Genomic DNA, 19,409 nt, shown 5'->3' with positions numbered 1-19,409 from the left:
TTATCCGTAATAGACTGACACGGACACCCAATTACAACCGTGAGGGCCTACCCGTGCCGAAGGAAATCGACCTCTCCGACTTAATCAAGGAACTCAACGCCGCGAAGCCGTCCGCGTATCACACGACGTACATGAAACTCCCCGTCGGCGTCACCAAGAACCTCGCGAAGCTGGGCATCGACAAGGGGCTGAACCTCTCCGCCGCCGTCCGCTTCTGCATCGAAGAGTACATCTCCGCCCACAACCGCGGCGTCTGTATGCACTTCGACCCCTCCCTCTTGGCCCACTTGGAACTCGCCCGCGAACACCTGGGGATGGACCGCGAGAACCTGATCGCCCTGATCGTCTCCGAACACGCCCACGAGTACCTCGGGAAAGCCCTGTCGAAACTCGAACAGCGGAAGGAGCTGGAGGCGAAGATTAAGGCGTCGAGTAAGCCCGTCAAGTAGTCGCGCTCGCAACGCGGTCGGCGACAGAGCAGAGGAGCGGGGGGCGATACGCCCCCCGCTTTTTTGTTGCACACAGCTCGAAGGCGACTGGCAGATAACAAGACAAAGACGCAATCTTATCCGCCTTATGCCTTGACATTTCGAATTTGCACGTTTACTATTCCCTTCGAGCCGGACCTTTGCCCCGCCTCCTCGACGAGAAACACCACCCCACCGCCGTTTGGGGCATTCAGTGCGACCCGTGTGACCCTGGGGCCGAGTACGCATCAAATCACCTTTTCGGAGGATGGCATGAGTGATAATCTGTTCACTATAAGCGGTGAGGTTCAAATCAAGCGGGTTGACGACGTTCTCGTCATCGAAACGTCTATCGGGCGGGGGCAGAAGGGGCTTCGCACCATCGCCCAAGTCGCGGCGACGGCGAAGCGGGAGGGGATGCCCGTCGATCTGCCCGCGTTCGACGACGACCACCGGAAGAAGGCCGTAGACGCGCTGATGGTGGCCGCCGGCTTCTACCCCGACGAGGACGCGAGCCTCGCCACGCGAACGGTGTGGGTCCCCTGGGAAGGGGCGTCGGCGTACTGCGAATCGCTGCCGAGGGTCGGCCGCCCGCGGTTCCATCTCCGGCGGCGGCGTTAGGGGCGTGGGGGCGAGGGGCCAGGGGCAGATTTCGAAGGGGGGATAAGCGATGATGAGCGATGAGGCGTGGAAGGCGAAGCAGGCGGCGGAGTCGGAGGCACTTCCCCCCGAGGGGTGGGAGCGGCTCACCCACGGCCTCAGCGGAGTTTTCAAAGGGGCCACGCCCAAAGAAACCGAAAAGATCACGCGACGGATAAAGTGGTTGCGGAAAAAGCTCGACTACTGGTTCCCGGAAGCGCGGGATTGGGAAAGGGAGTTCGTGAATGGGCTGCTGGAGCAGATATTCCAGCCCAGCGAGGCCGAAGGGGTCGTCAACGACGTGACCCTGGAAGTGTACCTCACCCGGAAAGACCGGGGGAACACGCCCCTTTCCGCGCACCTCAACACCGTCTTCGGGAAAGTTCGATCGCGTGCGCGAGACCAACTCGCCAGGGAGCGGCGGGAGTCGCGATCGCAGCGTGGTCTCAGTGCCGTGGCGAATGAGGAGGATTACACTCACCGCCGCCGGATGGCGAATCCGCTTTGGTTCTGGGAGTTCTTCCCGGACCATCGCGGGACGCCGATGATGTTCGACGCCTGGGGCCTGACGCGAGAGGACAAGGGGTTCCTCCGCCTGATCGCCGAGGAGGGCTACGACCGCCTCGAAGCCGCCGAGGCGGTTAAGCTCAAAGGGTTTGAGATCGCCACCGATCGGCAGGACGCTACGGCTCTGGCGACGGCCGAGGATCGAGTCAGGAAGCGCTTGTCACGACTTCAGGTGCGAATCAAGAAGTGTCTCTTGGCTGACGCGAAGGATAGCGATTCGGACGAGATCGCGAATTGGGGCAAGGGCAACCCGCCCCGGCCCGAATCGAGGATTCCGAAGAAGCTGAGTTCGGCGGTTTACCAGCGGCAGCTCCCGATGCGAGACCGCGTTAAGCGGGGAAAGGTTCTCACGACTCGCGCTCGAAGGGCGGCGCGGAAGAAGGTTCTCCGCTTGAAGAGGCGGAGTGAACCGCTCATCCCCGAGTTGACCATCGCCCTCGCGGTCGCCCTCGACCCCGCTTTCGACCTGAAGGCGGTGCCGAAGGAGCTGCCGCGGCTCCCGCGGCCTGTCCCGCGATCGGCTTCGACCGCGAACCTCTGCCACTGATCCGACGGCGTTGCCGCCGCTCCGCGGGCGAACAGCCCTTCCCACAGGACGAGTCAATTTACCGCGAGGATCACCCGATGAAGTCGGCGAAGAAGAAAGCGTCCGCGACGGCGAAGGCGGCCCCGCCCCCGCCGTCGTCGCCGCCCTGGGAGCGAATCCCCCTGGGGCGGGGCTACTGGATGCTCTGCGACGCCGCCGACTACCCGACGCTGTCGCGGTACAAGTGGCGGGTGCGGGTCGCGGGCAACTCGATCCGGCCGCTCACCGACTACCGGCGCGGGCGGCGGCGGACCACCGGCGGCCCCGAGGCGGTGCTGCTGGCGATCCCCCGCGGACACGCCGTCGCCTTCGAGAACTTCTGCCCCCTCGACTTCCGCCGGGCGAACCTCCGCGTGGTGACGCGGGCGGCGGCGAGGGCGCGGACGCCCCGCCCGGTCCGCGGGTGCCCCGGCCTGTGCCGCAGCTCGACGGCGGGGGCGTGGGTCGGCTTCTACACCGACGCCAACGGCCACCGCCGCTACCTCGGGGCGTTCCCCACGCGGGCCGAGGCGGAGGAGCGGGTCCGGTCCGCCGCGGGGAACGCCGTCCCCGCGTGGGTGTGGCAGGCGCTGAACGACCCCCGCGTGAACGAGTCGCGGCGGCTGATGCTCGACCTCCGCGCCCTCCTCGACGACTGGATGGCGGCCCCCGGCCAGCCCCTCGACGGCCGACTCTGGGAGTTGCACGTCGCGCTGGTGCGGGAGATGGAGGGGGTTCTGAAGCCGGAGCCGCGGCCGGGCGACGCGGGGAAGAGGGCGGCGGCGAAGGGTTCGCCGAGGGCGACCTCGGCGGGGCCGAGGACGCGGGAGGGGTCGCCTTCTCCGTCTGAGTCAGAGAAGGCGAAGGGGTCGGTGTCTACGAAGGCGGTGGCGTAGGGGGCGTTGTCGGAGGAGCCTCTGGGGTCGGTGGGGGCGGGGGGTTCAGAGCCTTCTCCAGGGCTTCTGCCGCCCGCTTCGCTGCCTCGGCGTCCATCTCCGCGTAAATCTCGGTCGTGGCCGTTTCGGAGTGGCCGAGCAGAGCGCGGGCGGCGTCTAAGTTCCGATGCTTCCGTACCTCCGTTGCCGCCCAGTGGCGAATCTGATTGGGATGCCACCGCGGAACGCCGGCTCGGTCGCAGGCCTTATGGATCGACAGGCCGTAGATACGCCTCTTGTACGGCGTCCCTTTCTTTTTCAGCGCTCGGAAGAGGGTGAAGACCCAGTCGCAGTCCGAGTCGCCGATGGCGAGGCGGTCGGCGACCAAGCGGCCGGCGGTGGGGGACAGGGGAACGAGCCGCGGGCGTCCGCGGTAGGCGGTCTTGTGGTGGGAGATTTGAACCGCCACCGGCACACCCTCGCCGGCCAGCCCGTCGGCCCAGACGAGATCGGACTTCCTCAGTTCGCGGACTTCGCCGGGTCGCATACCCGTGAGGAGTTGAAGCTCCACCATCGACCGCAGCACCGGGTTCAGCTTCTCCTGCGTGGCGCGAACGACGACGAGCGGTACGGGGCGGATCGGTGGCAACTCGGGAGCGGCCGAGCGGTGGGGTCGAAGACGAGGCAGCGTTGCAGTCAACACCGCGGCGTCGGGGATACTCTCTTCTCCGGCTAGCCATCGGAGGCCCAGAAGGATCAAGTTCCACCGTCGCTGAATCGTCTTCCTCGCCCACCCCCGCCGGATCATCTCCTCGCGGACGGCGGTGTAGTTCTTCTTCGTCAGGGTTTCGATTCGGGCCTCGGGGAAGAGGGTGAGAAGGGGTTCCCAGGATCGCTCAATGTTCTCGACTTGAGAAGTCGTCCCCGCTCGAACGGGGTAATAGGTTCGGGCGTGGGCGATCCAGAGGGCGTAGGCGTCGGCGAGCGAGAGGCCCGTGGGCGGTGTCGAGGACGGAGGCAGCGGAGTCGGGGGAGTTGAGGCTGATCCCTTCGGAATCGTTCCCCCAGAGGCCGGGCCGTCTAAGCTGGCGATCACCTCGGCGTAGCGGCGGCGACTCTGGGGGGTGCCCCAGACGCCGAGGTAGATGGTTCGTCGCTTTCCGTTTTCGGAGAGGGCGACGTAGGCTTGCCCCGTGGGCTTGTGGAGACAGTAGGCGGGGATGCGCAATTGAGACCTCGCTTCTCCTACGGAAAAAACTACGGCGGCGAGGGAGCTTAAGAGGAGAAGGCGCTTAATTTTAAGCGGGAACCTAGCGCGATGAAGCCGGGGCAAAAGAGCGTGGCATGACGCCACTGTTGGGGGTGCCCGGTGCGGAAGGTTTCCGCACCGGGTCTCCGAAAGCCCTGTAAACCGCCCCGGCTCAACTCGCAGTCGCGGTCACTTCCATCTCTGGGCACAGGCCGTTCATCCGGTCGACCACAATCACCGTGGGGGACCGGAAGCCCGCCCGCTCCAAGAGTTCGCCGAGCGACTGCGGCGTGTACATCGAGAAGTGGTCATCACCCTGGTAGTCCTGGCCTCCGAACGTCACGTGTTTGAAGTCCACCATCGACATCTCCCCGCGGTTAACCCGCCGGATCATCGACTCCCAATTCGGGCAGATCACCCGGAGCGTGCCGCCGGGCTTCAGGAGCTTCTTCCAGTACGGCAGGATCACGGTTTCCAGGTGGTGCTGGCGGAAGTGCTCGACCAGGTGGGCCGAGGCGATCTCGTCCACGGTCCCGTCGGTGAAGGGCAGCGCCCGGACGTCGGCAATGACGAGAACATCGGCCAACGCCCGGCCGTCACAGTTGATATAGTCCGGCAGCGGCTTCTCGCCGCACCCCAGGTTGAGGCGGATCGCCCCGTTCGATTTCCGCTTGCGCTCCTCCAAGGCGTCGGGGTCGGGGACGACGGGTGCGGGGTATTCGCCGCCCTCCGCCAGGGCCGGAATGCGCTCCCGAATGTCCATCGCAACCAAGCCGGCGGCGGTGGTGAGTTGCCGGACGGACGCGGCGGTGTCCTCGGCCGCGTCCGCGAGGCGGAGGTAGCAACTCGCGTGATGGTCATGGAGTTGCAGGATTTGGCCATCGAAATTCTCGACCGTGTCCGTCAGACCCTTCAACCCTTCCGCCAAGAGGCCGCGCTGTTCGACCTGAGATTGTTGGAGCTGGTTGGCCTGGCTCGCAAGTGCGGCCTGCACCCTCTGGTTCGTATCGGCGACGATACCACCGGTCTCGGCGAACGCGGCGATTACCGCGTCCTTCACCTTCCACTGCTCGCGGAGGTTGTTGTCCAGGCGGTTGAACGCCCCGTCCCGGACCTCGGTGAGCAGGGCGTGCGTGGTTTGCCCCAATTGCGCCACGTCGCGGATTTTTTCGACGAGCACGGCGTGCAGTTCCTGGAACGCACGTTCGTGCTGAGCCGCCTGGGTCGCGTGCGCGGATTGGACCGCCCGGGCGGCCGCGGCCGCGTCAGCCGCGGCAAGGGCGGCGTAGCCGTGCGGGTTCCCGTATCGGACGCGGTGCTTCAGTTTCCGGACGCCCCCCCACGCCTTCCGCGAGAGGAAGCCAATCACGGGCACCCGGCCGAGGGTCTGCCGGGCCATCACCTTCAAAAGGGCCTTCATGTTCAAGGCCGGGGCAGTGGTTGGGTTACTCACGAGCGAACCTCCTGAGGCGTTGAACCGGTAAGGGGGCGGCCCGTTCGGTTCCGACGGGGCCGGGGGCGACGTGGAGACGCGAGAACCGCTTGCAAGTGCTCCCCGATCGAAACCGGATTACCGCCAAGTCGGGGGGCGGTGCCGCACAATTTGAGCATGGTTTGCAGTCGGACGTCGCCGCGAAGCCCCGCCCGATCCGGAGACAAGGGTTGCACCCCAGCCAGGGCGTGACGGAGGAACGTCTCCGAGAAGTGCTCGCGGCTGAACGTCCGCAGGTGGGCAAGGGCCTTGGCCCGCCAGGCTCCCGGCGCCATCGGGCCGTCGTCCGTGGGGTACAGACCTTCCGCCCAATGCTCGGCGGCCCGACCGAGGCACGCCAAAAGAGCGTCGGCGTTCCCGGCCGGGAAACTCAGGCCCAGGCCGCCGGCCGTTTCCGGCAAGGCCGCGGCGTTCGAATGCACGAGCGCCGTTCCGCACGAGATTGCTTCCACCACCGGCACGCAGAACCCCTCGTGGTGCGACGGCATGACGAACAAGTCGGCCCCGGCCAACTGCTGCCGCACCTCGTCGCCGGGGCGGTCGAGGAGCAATTCGAGTTTCCCGGCGAGCGGGCCGTCCTTGGCGGCAGCTTCCGCCTCGCCGATGACGACCGGGCACGAGTACCTTCTGGCCCCCATCAGGGTGAGGTGGAACGGTGTCCTCCCTTCGGCGAACCGGGCTGCGGCCGCCAACAGTTCACGGACGCCCTTGGCCGGGACGATCCGCCCGAGGTAGGCGATGCGGAGTACGTCACCGGGGGCCTTGACCGAAATCGTTTCCGGGATCGGGAACGCGGCCGACAGGGGTAAGTGGTGTACCCGGTTGGGGGCGAACCCCATCGCCAGGGCCTCCGCCCCAATGAATCGACTGTTCACCAGGATGCGGTCGGCGTTGAACATCTGCGCGGCCTGGCGGAACGACCGGTGGAGGACGTCGTGCGAGTCCGGCGACGTAAGCCCGGGCGGGGTGATGCCGTAGTAGTTCACGATCACCCGGGCCGTCCGCGGGGCGGCCGCGAGGGAGTCGAACAACGGGTAGTAGATGCCGAAGTGGTAGATCACCACGTCGGACCGCTGGAAGTGCGGGTCGCACACGATCGCGACCGGGTCTTCCACCCGCACCGCCCGCGGCTCGACGGCCGTCGTGCCGTGCAGGAAGAGTTTTAGGTCCAAGGCCATCTGGTGCTGCCGCGCGTACCGGTCCAGCACCTCGATTTGTTGTCGGCAGATGTTCGAGATGGCGTCGTGGTCGACCACCACCCCCGTCACCACGGAGACGGTCAGCCGCCCGGAGGTCGGAAGAGACTCGTTCATGCAGACTTCCGGTTCGGGAACGGCGGGGTCAGAACGTCGGCGGGCGACTCGATGCCGGCGCTGGCCTGATATGCCGTCATCATGCCGTCCATCATTTGCTCGTCGGTGAAGTATTCGAGGTACAGGCCCCGCGACGCCGCCCCCATCCGCGCCCGCAACGGGGCATTCACGATGAGCCGGCGGAGGGCTTGCACCAGGGCGGGAACGTGGCCGGGGTACACCAGGAAGCCGTTCTCATCGGGGACGACAATTTCCGCCATCCCGCCGATGTTCGCCGCGATGACCGGCTTGCCGTGGGCCATCGCCTCGACCAGCACGAGGCCGAACGACTCGAACCGCGCCGGCAAGACGAAGACATCGCAGTCGGCGTACGCCTGTTGAAGTTCGTCCTCCGACACCAAGCCCTGAAACTTGACCCGTGAGGCGAACGGCTCGTGGCCGTGGGCCACTTCGAATTGCTGGCGGTAGGTCTTGTCACTCCCCTCGGCGAGAATCGTGTCGTTGCCGACGAACACGACTTCGACCTCGGGGAACTCGGGCAGCAGTTCGACCGCGGCGGCCAACAGCAGATCGGGGGCCTTCCGCTTCTCGACGCGCCCGACGAACAGGACGCGGATTTTGCCGTCCGGCGGTCGCGGTGTGAACCGGGCGGCCTGGTCGGGAATGCCGAGGGGGCAGACGCGGACGTTGGCCGTGTCCATCGGGCCGCCGCTGTCCCGCCGCACCTTGTCGAGAATGGCCTGGCTCGGGGCGGTTACGTTTTGAGCATTGCGGACGACCTCCGCCTCCAGTTGGAGCATGCGGTCCATCCCGGGGACGGCCCGCCACGACGGGTTCAGGTCTACGGTCGCCTGGAGGGTCGTCACGAGCGTGAGGACCGTGTTCAGACTCCGGTCGTACTGGCAGAAGATGCCTTCCACGTCCCAGATCGGGGCCGACACCACGTCCACCGGGCGGGTGGCCGCGACCCGCTTGACCTCTTGGTGGGCGGCGGCGGCCCACCCCAAGTTCTTGGCAACGAGCGGTTCCAGGCCCGGCCGGTTCCAGTCGCCGTCGGTCAGCGGCACAATGCGGTGCACCCACACGTCACTCTCGAGGTCCACCCGGTTGTGGTCCGGCGAGCACGTGACGTAGTGGACCTCGTGCCCCGCCCGCGCGCACGCGGTGGCCAAGTCCCACGAGTAACGACCGATGCCGCCGCAACCGGGCGGCATCTCCTGGCTGACGAACGCAATCGTCATCCGCCGGCCGCGGGGTTGGACGGTCGAGAACGGCCGGAACGCCTCGGGGGGCGGGGGCAGGTCCGCAGACCGCCGTTGCTGCGTCAGGCCAAGTCTCATCCCGGCCTCGTACCCGGCCTCGGTGCGGGCCAGGAACTTCGTGAACTCGGCCTTCGTCAACCGCGACGCCTCAAAGTGCTGGCGGGCGTCGGTGACGAGGTAATCGATGAACTTCAGGTTGTCGATCACGACGTCGCGGAGGTGGTCGTTCGGCCTACGGGCCTGGAGGGAGAAGATCAACCGATTCTTCACGACTTGGTACGGCTCGCGAAGGACTTTGTGGTGGTTGCGGAGGTGGCTGGCCAGGAACCGGTGGTACACGAAGGCGTGGGGGAGCGGCTTGATCCAGTACCCGCGGTCGATCAACCGCATGCACACCTCGGTCTCGTCGAGGTAGTACTCGAACTCCTCGTTAAACCCGCCGATCTCCGCGAGCAGATCGCGGCGGAAGCTGCAGTTCGTGCCGAGCATGTGGACGAACTTTTCCCCGTGCGGATGGAGGTAGTCCCACAGCGGCGGGCGGACGTTTAGGTCCGCGTTCCCCTTCCGGTCGCAGACGGCGTACTCGTACTGAAAGCAGTACCCGGTCGAGTCGTAGACCATGCCGCCGACGCCGCCGATGCGAGGCGAGTCGTACCCGGCGCCAAGTTGTTCGAGCCAGAGCGGGTCGGCCTCGGCGTCGTCGTCGATGAAAGCGACGACGTCGCCCGCCGCGGCTGCGATGCCGAGGTTCCGAGAGAGCGACAGGTTGACGGCCGGGCACCGGACGAGTCGCACGTCCGGCTCGAATTCGGCGACGACCTTCTCGGTTTCGTCGGTGCTCGGCCCGTTCACGATCACAACTTCGAAATCGCGATAGGTCTGTCGCCGGAGACTCAGGAGAGTTTTGCGGAGGCTTCGGGCGCGCTGGTAGGTGTTGATGACGACCGTGAATTTCATCGAACCCTACCTCGATACCGTGCGCGAAAAGATGGCCTCGAATTTATCGGCACATGGACTACAAACCCTAAATCTCATTTCTTCAGCCAGACTTGACAGTTTTCGTGAACGGGGCACCAACCGGCCTGCGCACCCCTTACAGGCAGTGACACAAACTCTGATTCGACTTTGATTTCCAGCATTTTCGGAGGTTGTGTCACTGCCTGTTCATTCCTCTGGCCTTTCAGGGAGACGCCCGATGCCGAACGTGACAAGTTGCCGACCATCGAAATCGTGCCCAATCACATCCCGGCGAATGAACCCGATGGGGTTTCGAGGGGCACCATTCTTGAACGGCTTGTCGAGGAAGGCAGTTCTCGGCACGAATTTGGTCTGTCGTTGACGGCACCGGAGCGACACGCAACAATTACCGCAATCACACATCCCACGAAACGGTTTCACCATGTCCGCTCGCTTCACCCGCGGTTCGCTTGTCGCCCGGGCACTCGCCATTCTCGTCACGATGACGTCGTCCGCCACGAGCGCCGCCCCCGTCCCGAAAGGTCTGCCCCCGAAGGTCGTGGTCGGGTTCGGGTTCCGGGGCGAGGAGAAGGACGCGGACCCGTTCCGGAAGCTCTTGGCAGACTCGGAAGGGTTCACGGTCGAACTGATCGCGCTCGAAGCGGTCACGCAGGCGGACCTCAAAAAGTACGGGTTGATCATCTTCGGGGCGGACGCCAAGACCGAAGAGTGGGCCGGGATCGCGACCGCGATCGATCGGGCGGGCAAGCCGGTCCTCGCTCTCGGCGAAGGCGGGTACGACTTTCTGGGGCGGCCGGGGTTGAAGCTCGACATCGGGGCGCCGCAGGGCTGGCACGGCGAAGAGACCGGCGTGATACCGGTCGGCGCCGCCGAGTCACGCTTGTGGATCGCGGCCGGGATCCGGACCGACAAACCGGTGTCTCTTTACAAGCGGAGCGGGCACGTGGGCATTATCCCCGCGAAAACAGCCGCCGGTGTCGTGCTTCTCGGGCGAGAAGAGGCGGATGCGGAGCACTATCCGATCATCGGTCAAGGGGACCGCGTGCTGTGGGGGTTCACCGGCGGTCCGGCCGACATGACGGACGCGGGCCGCAAAGTGTTCGTTGCGACCTGCCGTTACACCGCGAAGCTTACCCGGCCCGCTGCCAAGGAAGAGAAATAGGGGCCGCTGAAACGCCGGACACAACACGAGTGGCTTGGGCCTTGCGCGATGTGGCCTTTTGGCCTCTGATTGCACCCGCAAGGACGATCGCACCAGGGGTAACTCCGGCATGTCGGCCCCCTTGCCGAATCGTGCGTCGCGTTCGGCTCGTCGGCAACAAGAACAGGTCACGGCGATACTCCGGTCGTCCATCCGAGCGCGATCCGAGGCTGGAACACAAGGGCGCGTTGAGAGGGAAGGCGCATGCGCGAAGTTCGGTCCCGTGCCCTATTTCGGCCGCGATCGCGGTGCGGCACGTTTTGGAGTGCGGGAACGTATAACGATTAACTTGAGCGATTGCCGCTATCGCCGGACGCCGGTTGCGCGGTGGTTTGAAACTGGAGAGCCGTTGATGAGTCGGTTTCGATTTGCGAAGCGCCCTCAGAAGGCGAACGATCGCACGCGCCGGTATCGGATCCTGCGAGGCGAGGAGCGGGAACACGTTGGCGAGGTCGAGATCGGCGGCGACGCCCCGGACGGGGATTCGATCGCGGTGGTTATGAACTGTTTCCCGAACCTGGCCGGTGCCGGGAGGGAGATTGCATTGAGCAAGGCCAAGCGGTTCGTGGACGAACTGGCTTCCGGGTGGGGGCTGCAAGTCGCCGAAGTGCCGGGCAGCAGGTGGGTCGAGCGCCCGGAGGGAAGGAGCGACATTCGATTCGACTTCCAAGTCGTCCGCGGCAACCCGTGACGAGGGTGCGAAGACCTTGCTGCCCGTACAGGGGTGGAGTAGCCGTCGAGTCGCCGTTCTCGCCGCAGGGCTGGGAGGACGTGAAGTGGTTCGTTGCGCAATACCGCGACAACATCAAGCGCCTCCTCCGCACTCCGGGGAGATCTTCGAGCCGAAGACGGTCGTGGATAAGGTGGACGTCGCGTCCGACACGCAGATGTGCCTGCCGGTGGTGTTCGACTTCGTCACCCGCGAGGTGATCTGGGCCAATATCGCGCTGACCGGCAACCCGCGGTGGGTGAGCAACGTCGCCGGCAACCTGCGCGGCGTGTCAAAGTATTTCAAACAGCGACATGCTCGTCACGATGAATGTTGCCTTTTTCGCGTGGGTTACTCGTTTCAGGCCGGTCTTTGATTTCCGCCAGGCTTGGACCGCGGGTGGATGAGCCTTCACGACCGTTACGTCGAATACGCAGCCGGAGTTCCGCACGACTGGCGGACGACTAACTCGCCCGCCAACATCACATGCCGGGGTGGGAGCGACGGGTTCGCCAGCCGCTCGATCAGTGTGTGCATCGCGACCGCCGCCAAGAGTTGGCACGGCTGGTGGACGGTCGTGAGCGCCGGCCGCAGGAGCTTCGCGTACCGCAGGTCGTCGACGCCCACCACCCGGACATCCCGCGGCACGCCCAGTCGCAGAGCCGCAAGGGTCTGCATCAGCAGGGCGGCCGTCTTGTCGTTCGCGCAAACCACCGCGTCCGGCCGGCCCCGCCGCATCCATCGCCGCACGAACGGCAGGTCGCCAGCGTCGCCCCAGTGGACCCACCCGGCGTCGGGCGTGACCCCGTGTTCCCATAGCGCGGCCTGGTACCCGGCGACCCGCGTGCGGACCGTCGGGGCCGACCCGTGCCGCCCGAGGAAGTGGATGACGCGATTCCCCAGCGTTAGGAGGTGCCGGGCCAGGAGGTAGCCCGCCCGGTGGTTATCGACACCAACCAGATCGTAGGAACTGCGGGCGGGCGGCTCGACGAAGTCGCGGTCCAGCAGCACGATCGGGATTTTCGCCTCGTCGAGCATCCGCACGATTCGCCGGCTGGCCTTGTCCTTGTCCGAGGAGAACTCCAGTGGTGAGAAGATCACCCCGGCCACGCCGGCCCGCACGTAGCCCTCGCACAGTCGCAGCGTCGGGGCTTCCAGTGCGACGCCCGGCTCGCCGGGCAGGTCGCCCCAGAGCAGCGTGTGCCCGAGCGACTGGGCGTGCCGGGCGAGGGCCACGCACACCGGCTCGAAAATCTCCCCGTCCGCCAACCCGGGCACCAGCAGCCCGAACGTTCGACCCGCCGGCGATGCCAGACGGTCTCCCGCTCGGACGAAGGTGCCGGACCCGACCCGGCGGTCGATCAGCCCTTCGGCTTGAAGCTCCCGCAAAGCCCGGATGACGGTCGGCCGCGACGCGGCGAACTGCCGGACGAGGGCGGCTTCCGACGGCAGCCGTTGCCCGTCCTTGTAGCGGCCGGCCTGGATCGCCGAGCGAAGGTAGGCGACAATCTTGCGATATTTCACTTCTTTCATGGCGGGTCTACGACCTAGCGACCGGGCTGTCAGGCCACGCACTCGGACGAAGCTGATAGTACAACTTTCGCGAAGCGGTGAAGCTTACTTCCTTGACGACGTCGTTCGGCGATCGCTAGCATCTGCCCTAGTCTTCGGCACTCGAGTTCCATCGGAACGGGTGGTCGAGATTCCTCTCCCAAGGCGCGACCACCATGACCCGCCGTGACCTCCTAGCGTCTCTGTTTCTCTTGCCGCTTGCCGGGACGGTCGTGGGTCTGCCCGGTTGTGGTGGGGGGAAGGAGCCGGCTGGCGGACCCGCGGAGCCGCCCACGAAAGCGAAACACGGTACCATCGGCGTCTCGCTCCTGACGCTGGGCAACCCGTTCTTCAAGGAGATGGGCGACGCCATCACGGCGGCGGCCACGGCCGAGGGGTACACGACGAAAGTAGTGTCCGCCGAGATGGACCCGGCCCGGCAACGGGACCAGGTCCGCGACTTCCTCGCGGCTGACGTGGTCGCGATCATTCTTACGCCGGCCGACAGCAAGGCGGTCGGGACGGCCATCCAGGAGGCCAACGCCAAGAAGGTGCCGGTGTTCACGGCCGACATCGCCAGCTTGGCCGCCGACGCGAAGGTGGTGAGCCACGTTGCGACCGACAACCACGCGGGCGGCGCGCAGGCCGGCGAGGCCGCCGTCGAAGCCCTGAAGGGCACCGGCAAGGTCGCCATCATCGATCACCCGGAAGTCGAGAGCGGCATGCTCCGCATCCAGGGGTTCGAGGAGGTCGTAGCCAAGCATCCTGGAATGAAGGTCGTCGCCAAACTGCCGGGCTACGGCCAGCGGGACCGCTCCTTCAAGGTCGCACAGGACATCCTCCAGGCCCACCCGGACGTGAACCTGATTTTCGGCGTCAACGACCCGACGGCCCTCGGCGTGGTGGCCGCCCTCGAAGCAGCGAGCAAGGTGGGGCAGGTGAAGGTCATCGGGTTCGACGGCCAACCGGAGGCCAAGGCGGCCATCAAGGCCGGGAAGATTTACGCCGACGCTGTGCAGTACCCCGACCGCATCGGCAAGCTGGCGGTCGAGCGGGTCGTGAAGTACCTCGCGGGCGAGGCCGTCCCGCCGGTGACGCTCATCCCGACGGGGCTGTACCGGAAGGCCGACGCGGACGCCGAAGCGACCAAGTCGTGACGGACCGCCCGCCGCTGTTGTCGATGACCGGCGTCCGCAAGGCCTTCCCCGGCGTGCAGGCACTGGCCGACGCGCGGCTCGAAGTCCGGGCCGGCGAGGTCGTCGCCCTGATGGGCGAGAACGGGGCCGGCAAAAGCACCCTCATCAAAACGCTCGCCGGCGTCCACCGGCCGGACGCGGGCACGATCCGCATCGACGGCACGCCCCGCGTCTTCCACTCGCCGAACGACGCCCGGGCCGCCGGCGTGGCCGTCATCTATCAGGAACTCGACCTGATCCCCACGCTGAGTGCGCGGGAGAACCTGTTCCTCGGCCAGGAGAAGGCCCGGTTCGGCTGGCTGCGGGCCGGCGAAGAACGCCGGCGGGCGGCGGAGTTGTTCGCGCAACTCGACGTGGCGATCGACCCGGAAACGCCGGTCGCCCGGCTCAGCGTGGCCCAGCAGCAGGCCGTTGCCGTGGCGCGGGCGTTGCTGTCCGACGCCCGCATCCTGGTCATGGACGAGCCGACCGCCCCGCTCACACCGCGGGAGGTCGGCAAGCTGTTCCGGGTGGTCCGCGACCTGACCGCCCGCGGCCTCGGCATCGTGTTCATCAGCCATCGTCTGGACGAGACGTTCGAGATCGCCGACCGCGTCACGATCATGCGCGACGGCAGCCACGTCGAGACGCTGCCAACGAGCCAGATCACACGAGAAGCAATCATCGAGCGGATGGTCGGCCGGCCGCTCGCCGACGAGTTCCCGAAGGAACGGACCGCGACCGGGCTGGTCGTGCTGCGGGCCGAGAACCTCCGCCGCGGGGCCGCCGTTCGTGGCGTGTCGCTCGACCTGCGGGCCGGCGAGGTCGTCGGCCTGACCGGGCTGGTCGGGGCCGGCCGGACCGAACTCGTTCGCCTGCTGTTCGGGGCCGACCCGCTCGACTCCGGCCGCGTCTTGCTAGATGGAGAGCCGGTATCCCTCCGCTCACCGCGGGACGCCCTCCGCCACGGCATCTGCCTGCTGACCGAGGACCGCAAGGGCCAGGGGCTGGTCATCGGGGCAAGCGTCCGCGAGAACTTCGGCCTGCCGAACCTGGACCGCTTCAGCACCGCCGGCGTCGTCCGGGCGGCGCGGGAACGGGAGCGGTTCGCCCACTTCCGGCAGCAACTGGCCATCCGCGTCGCGGACGCCGAGACGCCGGCCCGCAACCTGTCCGGCGGGAATCAGCAGAAGGTCGTACTGGCCAAGTGGCTCGAAGCCGACATGAGGGTCGTCATCTTCGACGAGCCGACCCGCGGGATCGATGTGGGGGCGAAGCGGGAAATCTATCTGCTGCTCAACGCCCTGGCGCGGGCCGGCAAGGCGATCCTGATGGTCAGCTCCGAGTTGCCGGAAGTCCTCGGCATGAGCGACCGCGTCCTCGTCATGCGAGAAGGCCGCATCAGCGGCGAGTTCGACAACACCGATCCGCGGGTGCCCGTGACCCAGGAGCAAGTCATGCGATTGGCGGTGCCGTGACCATGAGCCGAACTGCTGCGATCCAGTTCCTCCGCCGACTCGCCGGCCGGTACGGCATGGCCGTAGTACTCGTGCTGTTGGCGGCGATCCTGTGCGTCGTCACAGTCGAGGAGCAACACCCGAACGGGGCCGACGCCGGCGACCGTGCCGCGGCCGGGGTCGCGGCGGGCGAACGGGTGCTGATCGTCGCTGGCGACGACGCCGACGGACGGGTGTTCGCCGGCGCGGTCCGGGCACGGCTGGAGAAAGTCGGCGCGACCGTCGTCGGCGTGGCCGACGGCACCCCGCCCGAGGTTCGCAAGGCCCTCGACGCGGCCGGGGCCGACGTGCGGATCGTCGCCACTCCGAAGGCGGCCCGTTCGCCGGTCCTCACCGGTCGGCCTGGGCTGCGGGTATCCACCGCCGAGTCGTACCGCTGGCCAGTGTTCTTGAAGACCGAGAATCTGCTGAACGTAGCCAGTCAGGTCGTGGTCATCGCACTGCTGGCGGCCGGGATGACGCTGGTGATCGTGACCGGCGGTATCGACCTGTCGGTGGGCAGTCTGGTCGCGCTGTCGGCCGTCGTCACGGCGCTCACCATCCGGGCCGTCGGCGGCGTCGCGGCCGGTGCCGGCGGGATGCTGCTGGGAGTCGCCGCGGGCGGCGGGGCGGGGGCCGCCGCGGGGTTGGTGAGCGGGCTATTCGTGACGGCGTTCCGCCTGCCGCCGTTCATCGCCACGCTCGGCATGATGCAGGTGGCCAGCGGCGTCGCATACCTCCTAGCCGGCGGGCAGTCGATCTATGACATCCCGGACGGCTTCGCCTGGCTCGGTCGCGGCCGCACGCTTGGGGTGCCGAACGCCGTCGGGCTGATGCTGGCCGTGTACCTCGCCGGCCACTTGGTGATGGCTCACACCGTCATCGGCCGGTACCTCTACGCGGTCGGCGGGAACGCCGAGGCGGCTCGGCTCAGCGGTGTGCGGGTGCCGCGGGTGTTGCTGTTCGCGTACGTCGTCAGCGGCACGCTATCCGGCGTCGGCGGGGTGGTCGTCGCGTCGCAACTCAAGGCCGGCGGGCCGAGCTACGGCCAAATGTACGAGCTGTACGCGATCGCCGCCGTGGTCGTCGGCGGCACGTCGCTGGCCGGCGGATCCGGCCGCATTCTCGGCACCCTGATCGGCGTGCTCATCATCTCGGTCATCCAGAACGGGATGAACCTCACCGGCGTCGAGAGCTACTTGCAGAAGGTCGTCCTCGGGCTGGTCGTCCTGGCCGCGGTGACGATCGACATGGCCCGCCAGGACGGCCGCATGCGCGCGGCGATGAGCCGCGTGTTCGCCCGCCGGGCCACCGTCCCCGACGTGTGGCAGACCGTGGCCGCGAAGGTGGTGCCGGGGCACGGCGTCGCGTCGGGCACTAACGGCAACCCGAAGTTCCCCGGCGGCACCCTGCGGATGCAGGCCGAACACTTCCGCCAGCGCGGCCTCGACCTGTCCGCGTACCACGTCGGCACGGTCAACGTCTCCATCGCCCCGCACTCTTACCACGTCCTCGCCCCGCGGCAGACGGTTCGCCAGGTGAAGTGGCACCCGACCGACCCGGCCGAGGACTTCTCGTTCTTCGACGTGCGGGTTACGGCCCCGGACGGTGTGACGGTCGATGGCCTCATTTACTACCCGCACCCGGACACCAAGCCGACGCACTTTCAGCGGCCGGACGTGTTGGAACTGCTCCTGCCGTTCGTGGAGTCGCTCCGCTACGGGGCCGACGTGCAACTGGCCGTCCGCCGCGAGCAACTGCGGATAGACCCCGCGTCACAACCCCGAACCTGAGGCTTCCGATGCGAACACGTCTCGCCGCCCTGCTCGCGCTGCTCGCCGCTCCGCTCGCGTTCCTCCCCGTCGGGGCCAAGCCGGCGGCCGAGGACATTCCGGTTGGCGTCTTCAAGGGCACGACCTACGACGGCTGGACGGCCGAGGGGAAGGCCTTCCAGCCCGGCCCGGTGACGACGGGCGACCTGCTGAAGAAGCTGGAGATCGAGAACGCGCCGGAGGGGGCCGGCGTCGCGTCCAGCGAGGTGGACGGCGACGGCCCACAGGGCACGCTCACGTCCCCGGAGTTCAAGGTCGAGCGGAAGTACATCGAGTTCACGGTCGCCGGCGGCAACTACGAGCGGCACACCTGCGTCAACCTGCTCGTCGGCGGCAAGATCGTCCGCAGCGCCACCGGCTGGCGGAGCGACCGACTGACGCCGGCGTGTTGGGACGTGTCAGAGTTCGCCGGCAAGCCGGCCCGCGTCGAGTTCGTGGACAAGGCCAGCGGCGACTGGGGGCACATCAACGTCGGCCCGATGGTGCAAACCGACGCCCCGAAGTCGCCGTCGCCGGCTATCGCCCCGCTGTACAAGGAGTCGTTGCGGCCGCAGTTCCACTTCACCGCCCGCCAGTGGACGATGAACCGGCTGAACCCGAAGGAACGAGAGGAAGGCTGGCTCAACGACCTGAACGGGCTGATCTACTACGAGGGCGAGTATCACTTGTTCGCCCAGCGGTGGAACAAGTGCTGGATTCACGCGGTCAGCAAGGACCTCGTCCGCTGGACAGAACTGGAGCCCGCCTTCTGGGAGGACAAGCTCGACCAGGCGGTGCAGTCCGGCACCTGCGTGATCGACTACGACAACACGGCCGGCCTGTCGCCGGACAAGGCGAAGCCGGCGATGGTCGCGTTCTACTCCGGCAACGACAACCGCAGCCAGTGCCTCGCCTACAGCCTCGACCGCGGCCGCACGTGGACGCACTACGCCAAGAACCCCATCCTCGACTTCCCCGAGCGCGACCCGAAGGTGTTCTGGCACGCCCCGGCGAAGCACTGGGTGATGATGCTCTACGGCCACGGCAGCTACCACGTCCTCACGTCCAAGGATCTGCTGCACTGGACGGACGAGAAGAAGCCGATCCGCGACAGCTTCGAGTGCCCGGACTTCTTCGAGCTGCCGGTGGACGGCGACGCGAAGAACAAGAAGTGGGTGCTGATCCAGGGCAACGGCAAGTACTCGATCGGCACGTTCGACGGCGTCGAGTTCAAGGAGGAGACGCCGCGGTTCGCCTGCGACGTCGGCGACTTCTACGCGACGCAGTCGTGGCACAACACCGACACCGGCGACGGCCGGCGGGTGCAGGCCGCGTGGATGCGGTTCTCGCACGCCCCGGACATGCCGTTCAACCAGCAGGTGACGTTCCCGTGCGAGCTGACGCTGCGGACGACGCCGAAGGGCCTGCGGGTGTTCCGCGAGCCGGTCAGCGAGATCACCACCCTGCACGTCGGCAAGCCGCAGAAGTGGGCCGACCGGCAACTGCGGGCGGGGCAGTCGCTGCCGCTGGCGCCGTCGGGCCGGCAGTTCCACGTGAAGGCTGAGGTGGACATCCCCGCCGGGGCGAAGCTGACCTTCAACGCCCGCGGCATCCCGGTGACGCTGACCGCGACGACGCTGTCGGCCGACCGCCGCTCCGCCGCGGTGCTGGACAAGGTCAAGTCCGTGGAGATGCTCATCGACACGACGTCCATCGAGACGTTCGTGAACAAGGGCGAGTTGTCGTTCACGAAGTTCGTCCTGCCTGGCGAGAACGGGCTGTCGATCCGGGCCGACGGCGGGCCAGTCGCGATCAAGTCGCTGACCGTTCACCCGCTCCGGTCCGCGTGGCCGGACGCGCCGCCGAAATGACGGCCCACCCCGACGGTATTGAGAGACACAGCCGTCTCCAGCCGCTACGCAGAACTCCTGACACCCCGGACGGGGCGTCGAACGGTCGATTAGCCGATAGTACACAGGCAACAAGGCACCGGACCGCCGTCCCGGCGATCCGGTCAACAAAGACATGTCGCCGACCCCGGGACCGCCATGACAAGGGT

The 19,409-nt window shown here is 67.0% G+C and carries 16 protein-coding genes; 11 read left to right on the top strand and 5 right to left on the bottom strand.

Going from position 1 to position 19,409, the window contains the following annotated elements; all coding sequences use genetic code 11:
- Window positions 1-53 precede the first annotated feature (53 nt).
- The 4 genes from PX52LOC_RS20195 (at window position 54) to PX52LOC_RS20180 (ending at window position 3,134) form a co-directional block, all read left to right on the top strand.
- On the top strand, window positions 54-449 hold the full coding sequence (locus tag PX52LOC_RS20195) for a hypothetical protein (RefSeq protein ID WP_149111786.1): 396 nt from the start codon (window positions 54-56) through the stop codon (window positions 447-449).
- A gap of 291 nt (window positions 450-740) precedes the next feature.
- On the top strand, window positions 741-1,088 hold the full coding sequence (locus PX52LOC_RS20190; RefSeq protein ID WP_149111785.1) for a hypothetical protein: 348 nt from the start codon (window positions 741-743) through the stop codon (window positions 1,086-1,088).
- A gap of 49 nt (window positions 1,089-1,137) precedes the next feature.
- Window positions 1,138-2,220: a hypothetical protein gene (locus tag PX52LOC_RS20185; RefSeq protein WP_149111784.1), complete on the top strand. Its 1,083-nt coding sequence runs from the start codon at window positions 1,138-1,140 to the stop codon at window positions 2,218-2,220.
- Between the two features lie 77 nt (window positions 2,221-2,297).
- Window positions 2,298-3,134, top strand: coding sequence for a hypothetical protein (locus PX52LOC_RS20180; RefSeq protein WP_149111783.1), 837 nt, complete (start codon window positions 2,298-2,300; stop codon window positions 3,132-3,134).
- Here the strand turns inward: PX52LOC_RS20180 and PX52LOC_RS20175 are convergent.
- The 4 genes from PX52LOC_RS20175 to PX52LOC_RS20160 form a co-directional block, all read right to left on the bottom strand.
- On the bottom strand, window positions 3,115-4,341 hold the full coding sequence (locus tag PX52LOC_RS20175; protein WP_149111782.1) for a tyrosine-type recombinase/integrase: 1,227 nt from the start codon (window positions 4,339-4,341) through the stop codon (window positions 3,115-3,117). The genes PX52LOC_RS20180 and PX52LOC_RS20175 overlap by 20 nt on opposite strands.
- A 193-nt stretch (window positions 4,342-4,534) precedes the next feature.
- Window positions 4,535-5,815, bottom strand: a complete 1,281-nt coding sequence (locus tag PX52LOC_RS20170) for a class I SAM-dependent methyltransferase (RefSeq protein WP_149111781.1) — start codon at window positions 5,813-5,815, stop codon at window positions 4,535-4,537.
- Window positions 5,812-7,167, bottom strand: a complete 1,356-nt coding sequence (locus PX52LOC_RS20165) for a glycosyltransferase family 4 protein (RefSeq protein ID WP_149111780.1) — start codon at window positions 7,165-7,167, stop codon at window positions 5,812-5,814. The genes PX52LOC_RS20170 and PX52LOC_RS20165 overlap by 4 nt, the downstream gene beginning before the upstream one ends.
- Complete coding sequence (locus tag PX52LOC_RS20160) at window positions 7,164-9,386, bottom strand: glycosyltransferase (RefSeq protein ID WP_149111779.1); 2,223 nt, start codon at window positions 9,384-9,386, stop codon at window positions 7,164-7,166. Before PX52LOC_RS20160 ends, PX52LOC_RS20165 begins: the two co-directional genes overlap by 4 nt.
- Before the next feature lie 442 nt (window positions 9,387-9,828).
- On the opposite strand from PX52LOC_RS20160, the gene PX52LOC_RS20155 reads away from it, so the two are divergent.
- The 3 genes from PX52LOC_RS20155 to PX52LOC_RS20145 all read left to right on the top strand — a co-directional run bounded on the left by PX52LOC_RS20155 (window position 9,829) and on the right by PX52LOC_RS20145 (window position 11,693).
- On the top strand, window positions 9,829-10,569 hold the full coding sequence (locus tag PX52LOC_RS20155) for a hypothetical protein (protein WP_149111778.1): 741 nt from the start codon (window positions 9,829-9,831) through the stop codon (window positions 10,567-10,569).
- Window positions 10,570-10,960: 391 nt separating this feature from the next.
- Window positions 10,961-11,299, top strand: coding sequence for a hypothetical protein (locus PX52LOC_RS20150; RefSeq protein WP_149111777.1), 339 nt, complete (start codon window positions 10,961-10,963; stop codon window positions 11,297-11,299).
- A 163-nt stretch (window positions 11,300-11,462) separates the two neighbouring features.
- Complete coding sequence (locus PX52LOC_RS20145; RefSeq protein WP_149111776.1) at window positions 11,463-11,693, top strand: hypothetical protein; 231 nt, start codon at window positions 11,463-11,465, stop codon at window positions 11,691-11,693.
- A 44-nt stretch (window positions 11,694-11,737) separates the two neighbouring features.
- On the opposite strand, the gene PX52LOC_RS20140 is transcribed toward PX52LOC_RS20145, so the two are convergent.
- A complete protein-coding gene (locus PX52LOC_RS20140; RefSeq protein ID WP_149111775.1) occupies window positions 11,738-12,850 on the bottom strand; it encodes a GntR family transcriptional regulator in 1,113 nt (370 codons plus the stop codon).
- A 194-nt stretch (window positions 12,851-13,044) separates the two neighbouring features.
- Between PX52LOC_RS20140 and PX52LOC_RS20135 the strand changes: the two genes are divergently transcribed.
- Genes PX52LOC_RS20135 through PX52LOC_RS20120 form a run of 4 tightly spaced genes read left to right on the top strand, consistent with a single transcriptional unit; the run spans window position 13,045 to window position 19,221 of the window.
- Window positions 13,045-14,025, top strand: a complete 981-nt coding sequence (locus PX52LOC_RS20135) for a substrate-binding domain-containing protein (RefSeq protein ID WP_149111774.1) — start codon at window positions 13,045-13,047, stop codon at window positions 14,023-14,025.
- A gap of 23 nt (window positions 14,026-14,048) precedes the next feature.
- Window positions 14,049-15,521 (top strand): sugar ABC transporter ATP-binding protein, encoded by a 1,473-nt coding sequence (locus tag PX52LOC_RS20130; RefSeq protein WP_149115563.1) that lies wholly within the window; start codon window positions 14,049-14,051, stop codon window positions 15,519-15,521.
- Between the two features lie 2 nt (window positions 15,522-15,523).
- Window positions 15,524-17,332 carry an ABC transporter permease gene (locus PX52LOC_RS20125; RefSeq protein ID WP_149111773.1) on the top strand — a complete coding sequence of 603 codons (1,809 nt, stop codon included), beginning with the start codon at window positions 15,524-15,526 and terminating at the stop codon, window positions 17,330-17,332.
- An 8-nt stretch (window positions 17,333-17,340) separates the two neighbouring features.
- Window positions 17,341-19,221 (top strand): glycoside hydrolase family 32 protein, encoded by a 1,881-nt coding sequence (locus tag PX52LOC_RS20120; RefSeq protein ID WP_149111772.1) that lies wholly within the window; start codon window positions 17,341-17,343, stop codon window positions 19,219-19,221.
- The last annotated feature ends 188 nt before the right edge of the window (window positions 19,222-19,409 follow it).

It is taken from the genome of Limnoglobus roseus, from assembly GCF_008254045.1.
Classification (GTDB): Bacteria; Planctomycetota; Planctomycetia; order Gemmatales; family Gemmataceae; genus Limnoglobus; species Limnoglobus roseus.
Note: the sequence above shows the minus strand (reverse complement) of the source record. Positions and strands in the feature narration are given on the sequence as shown.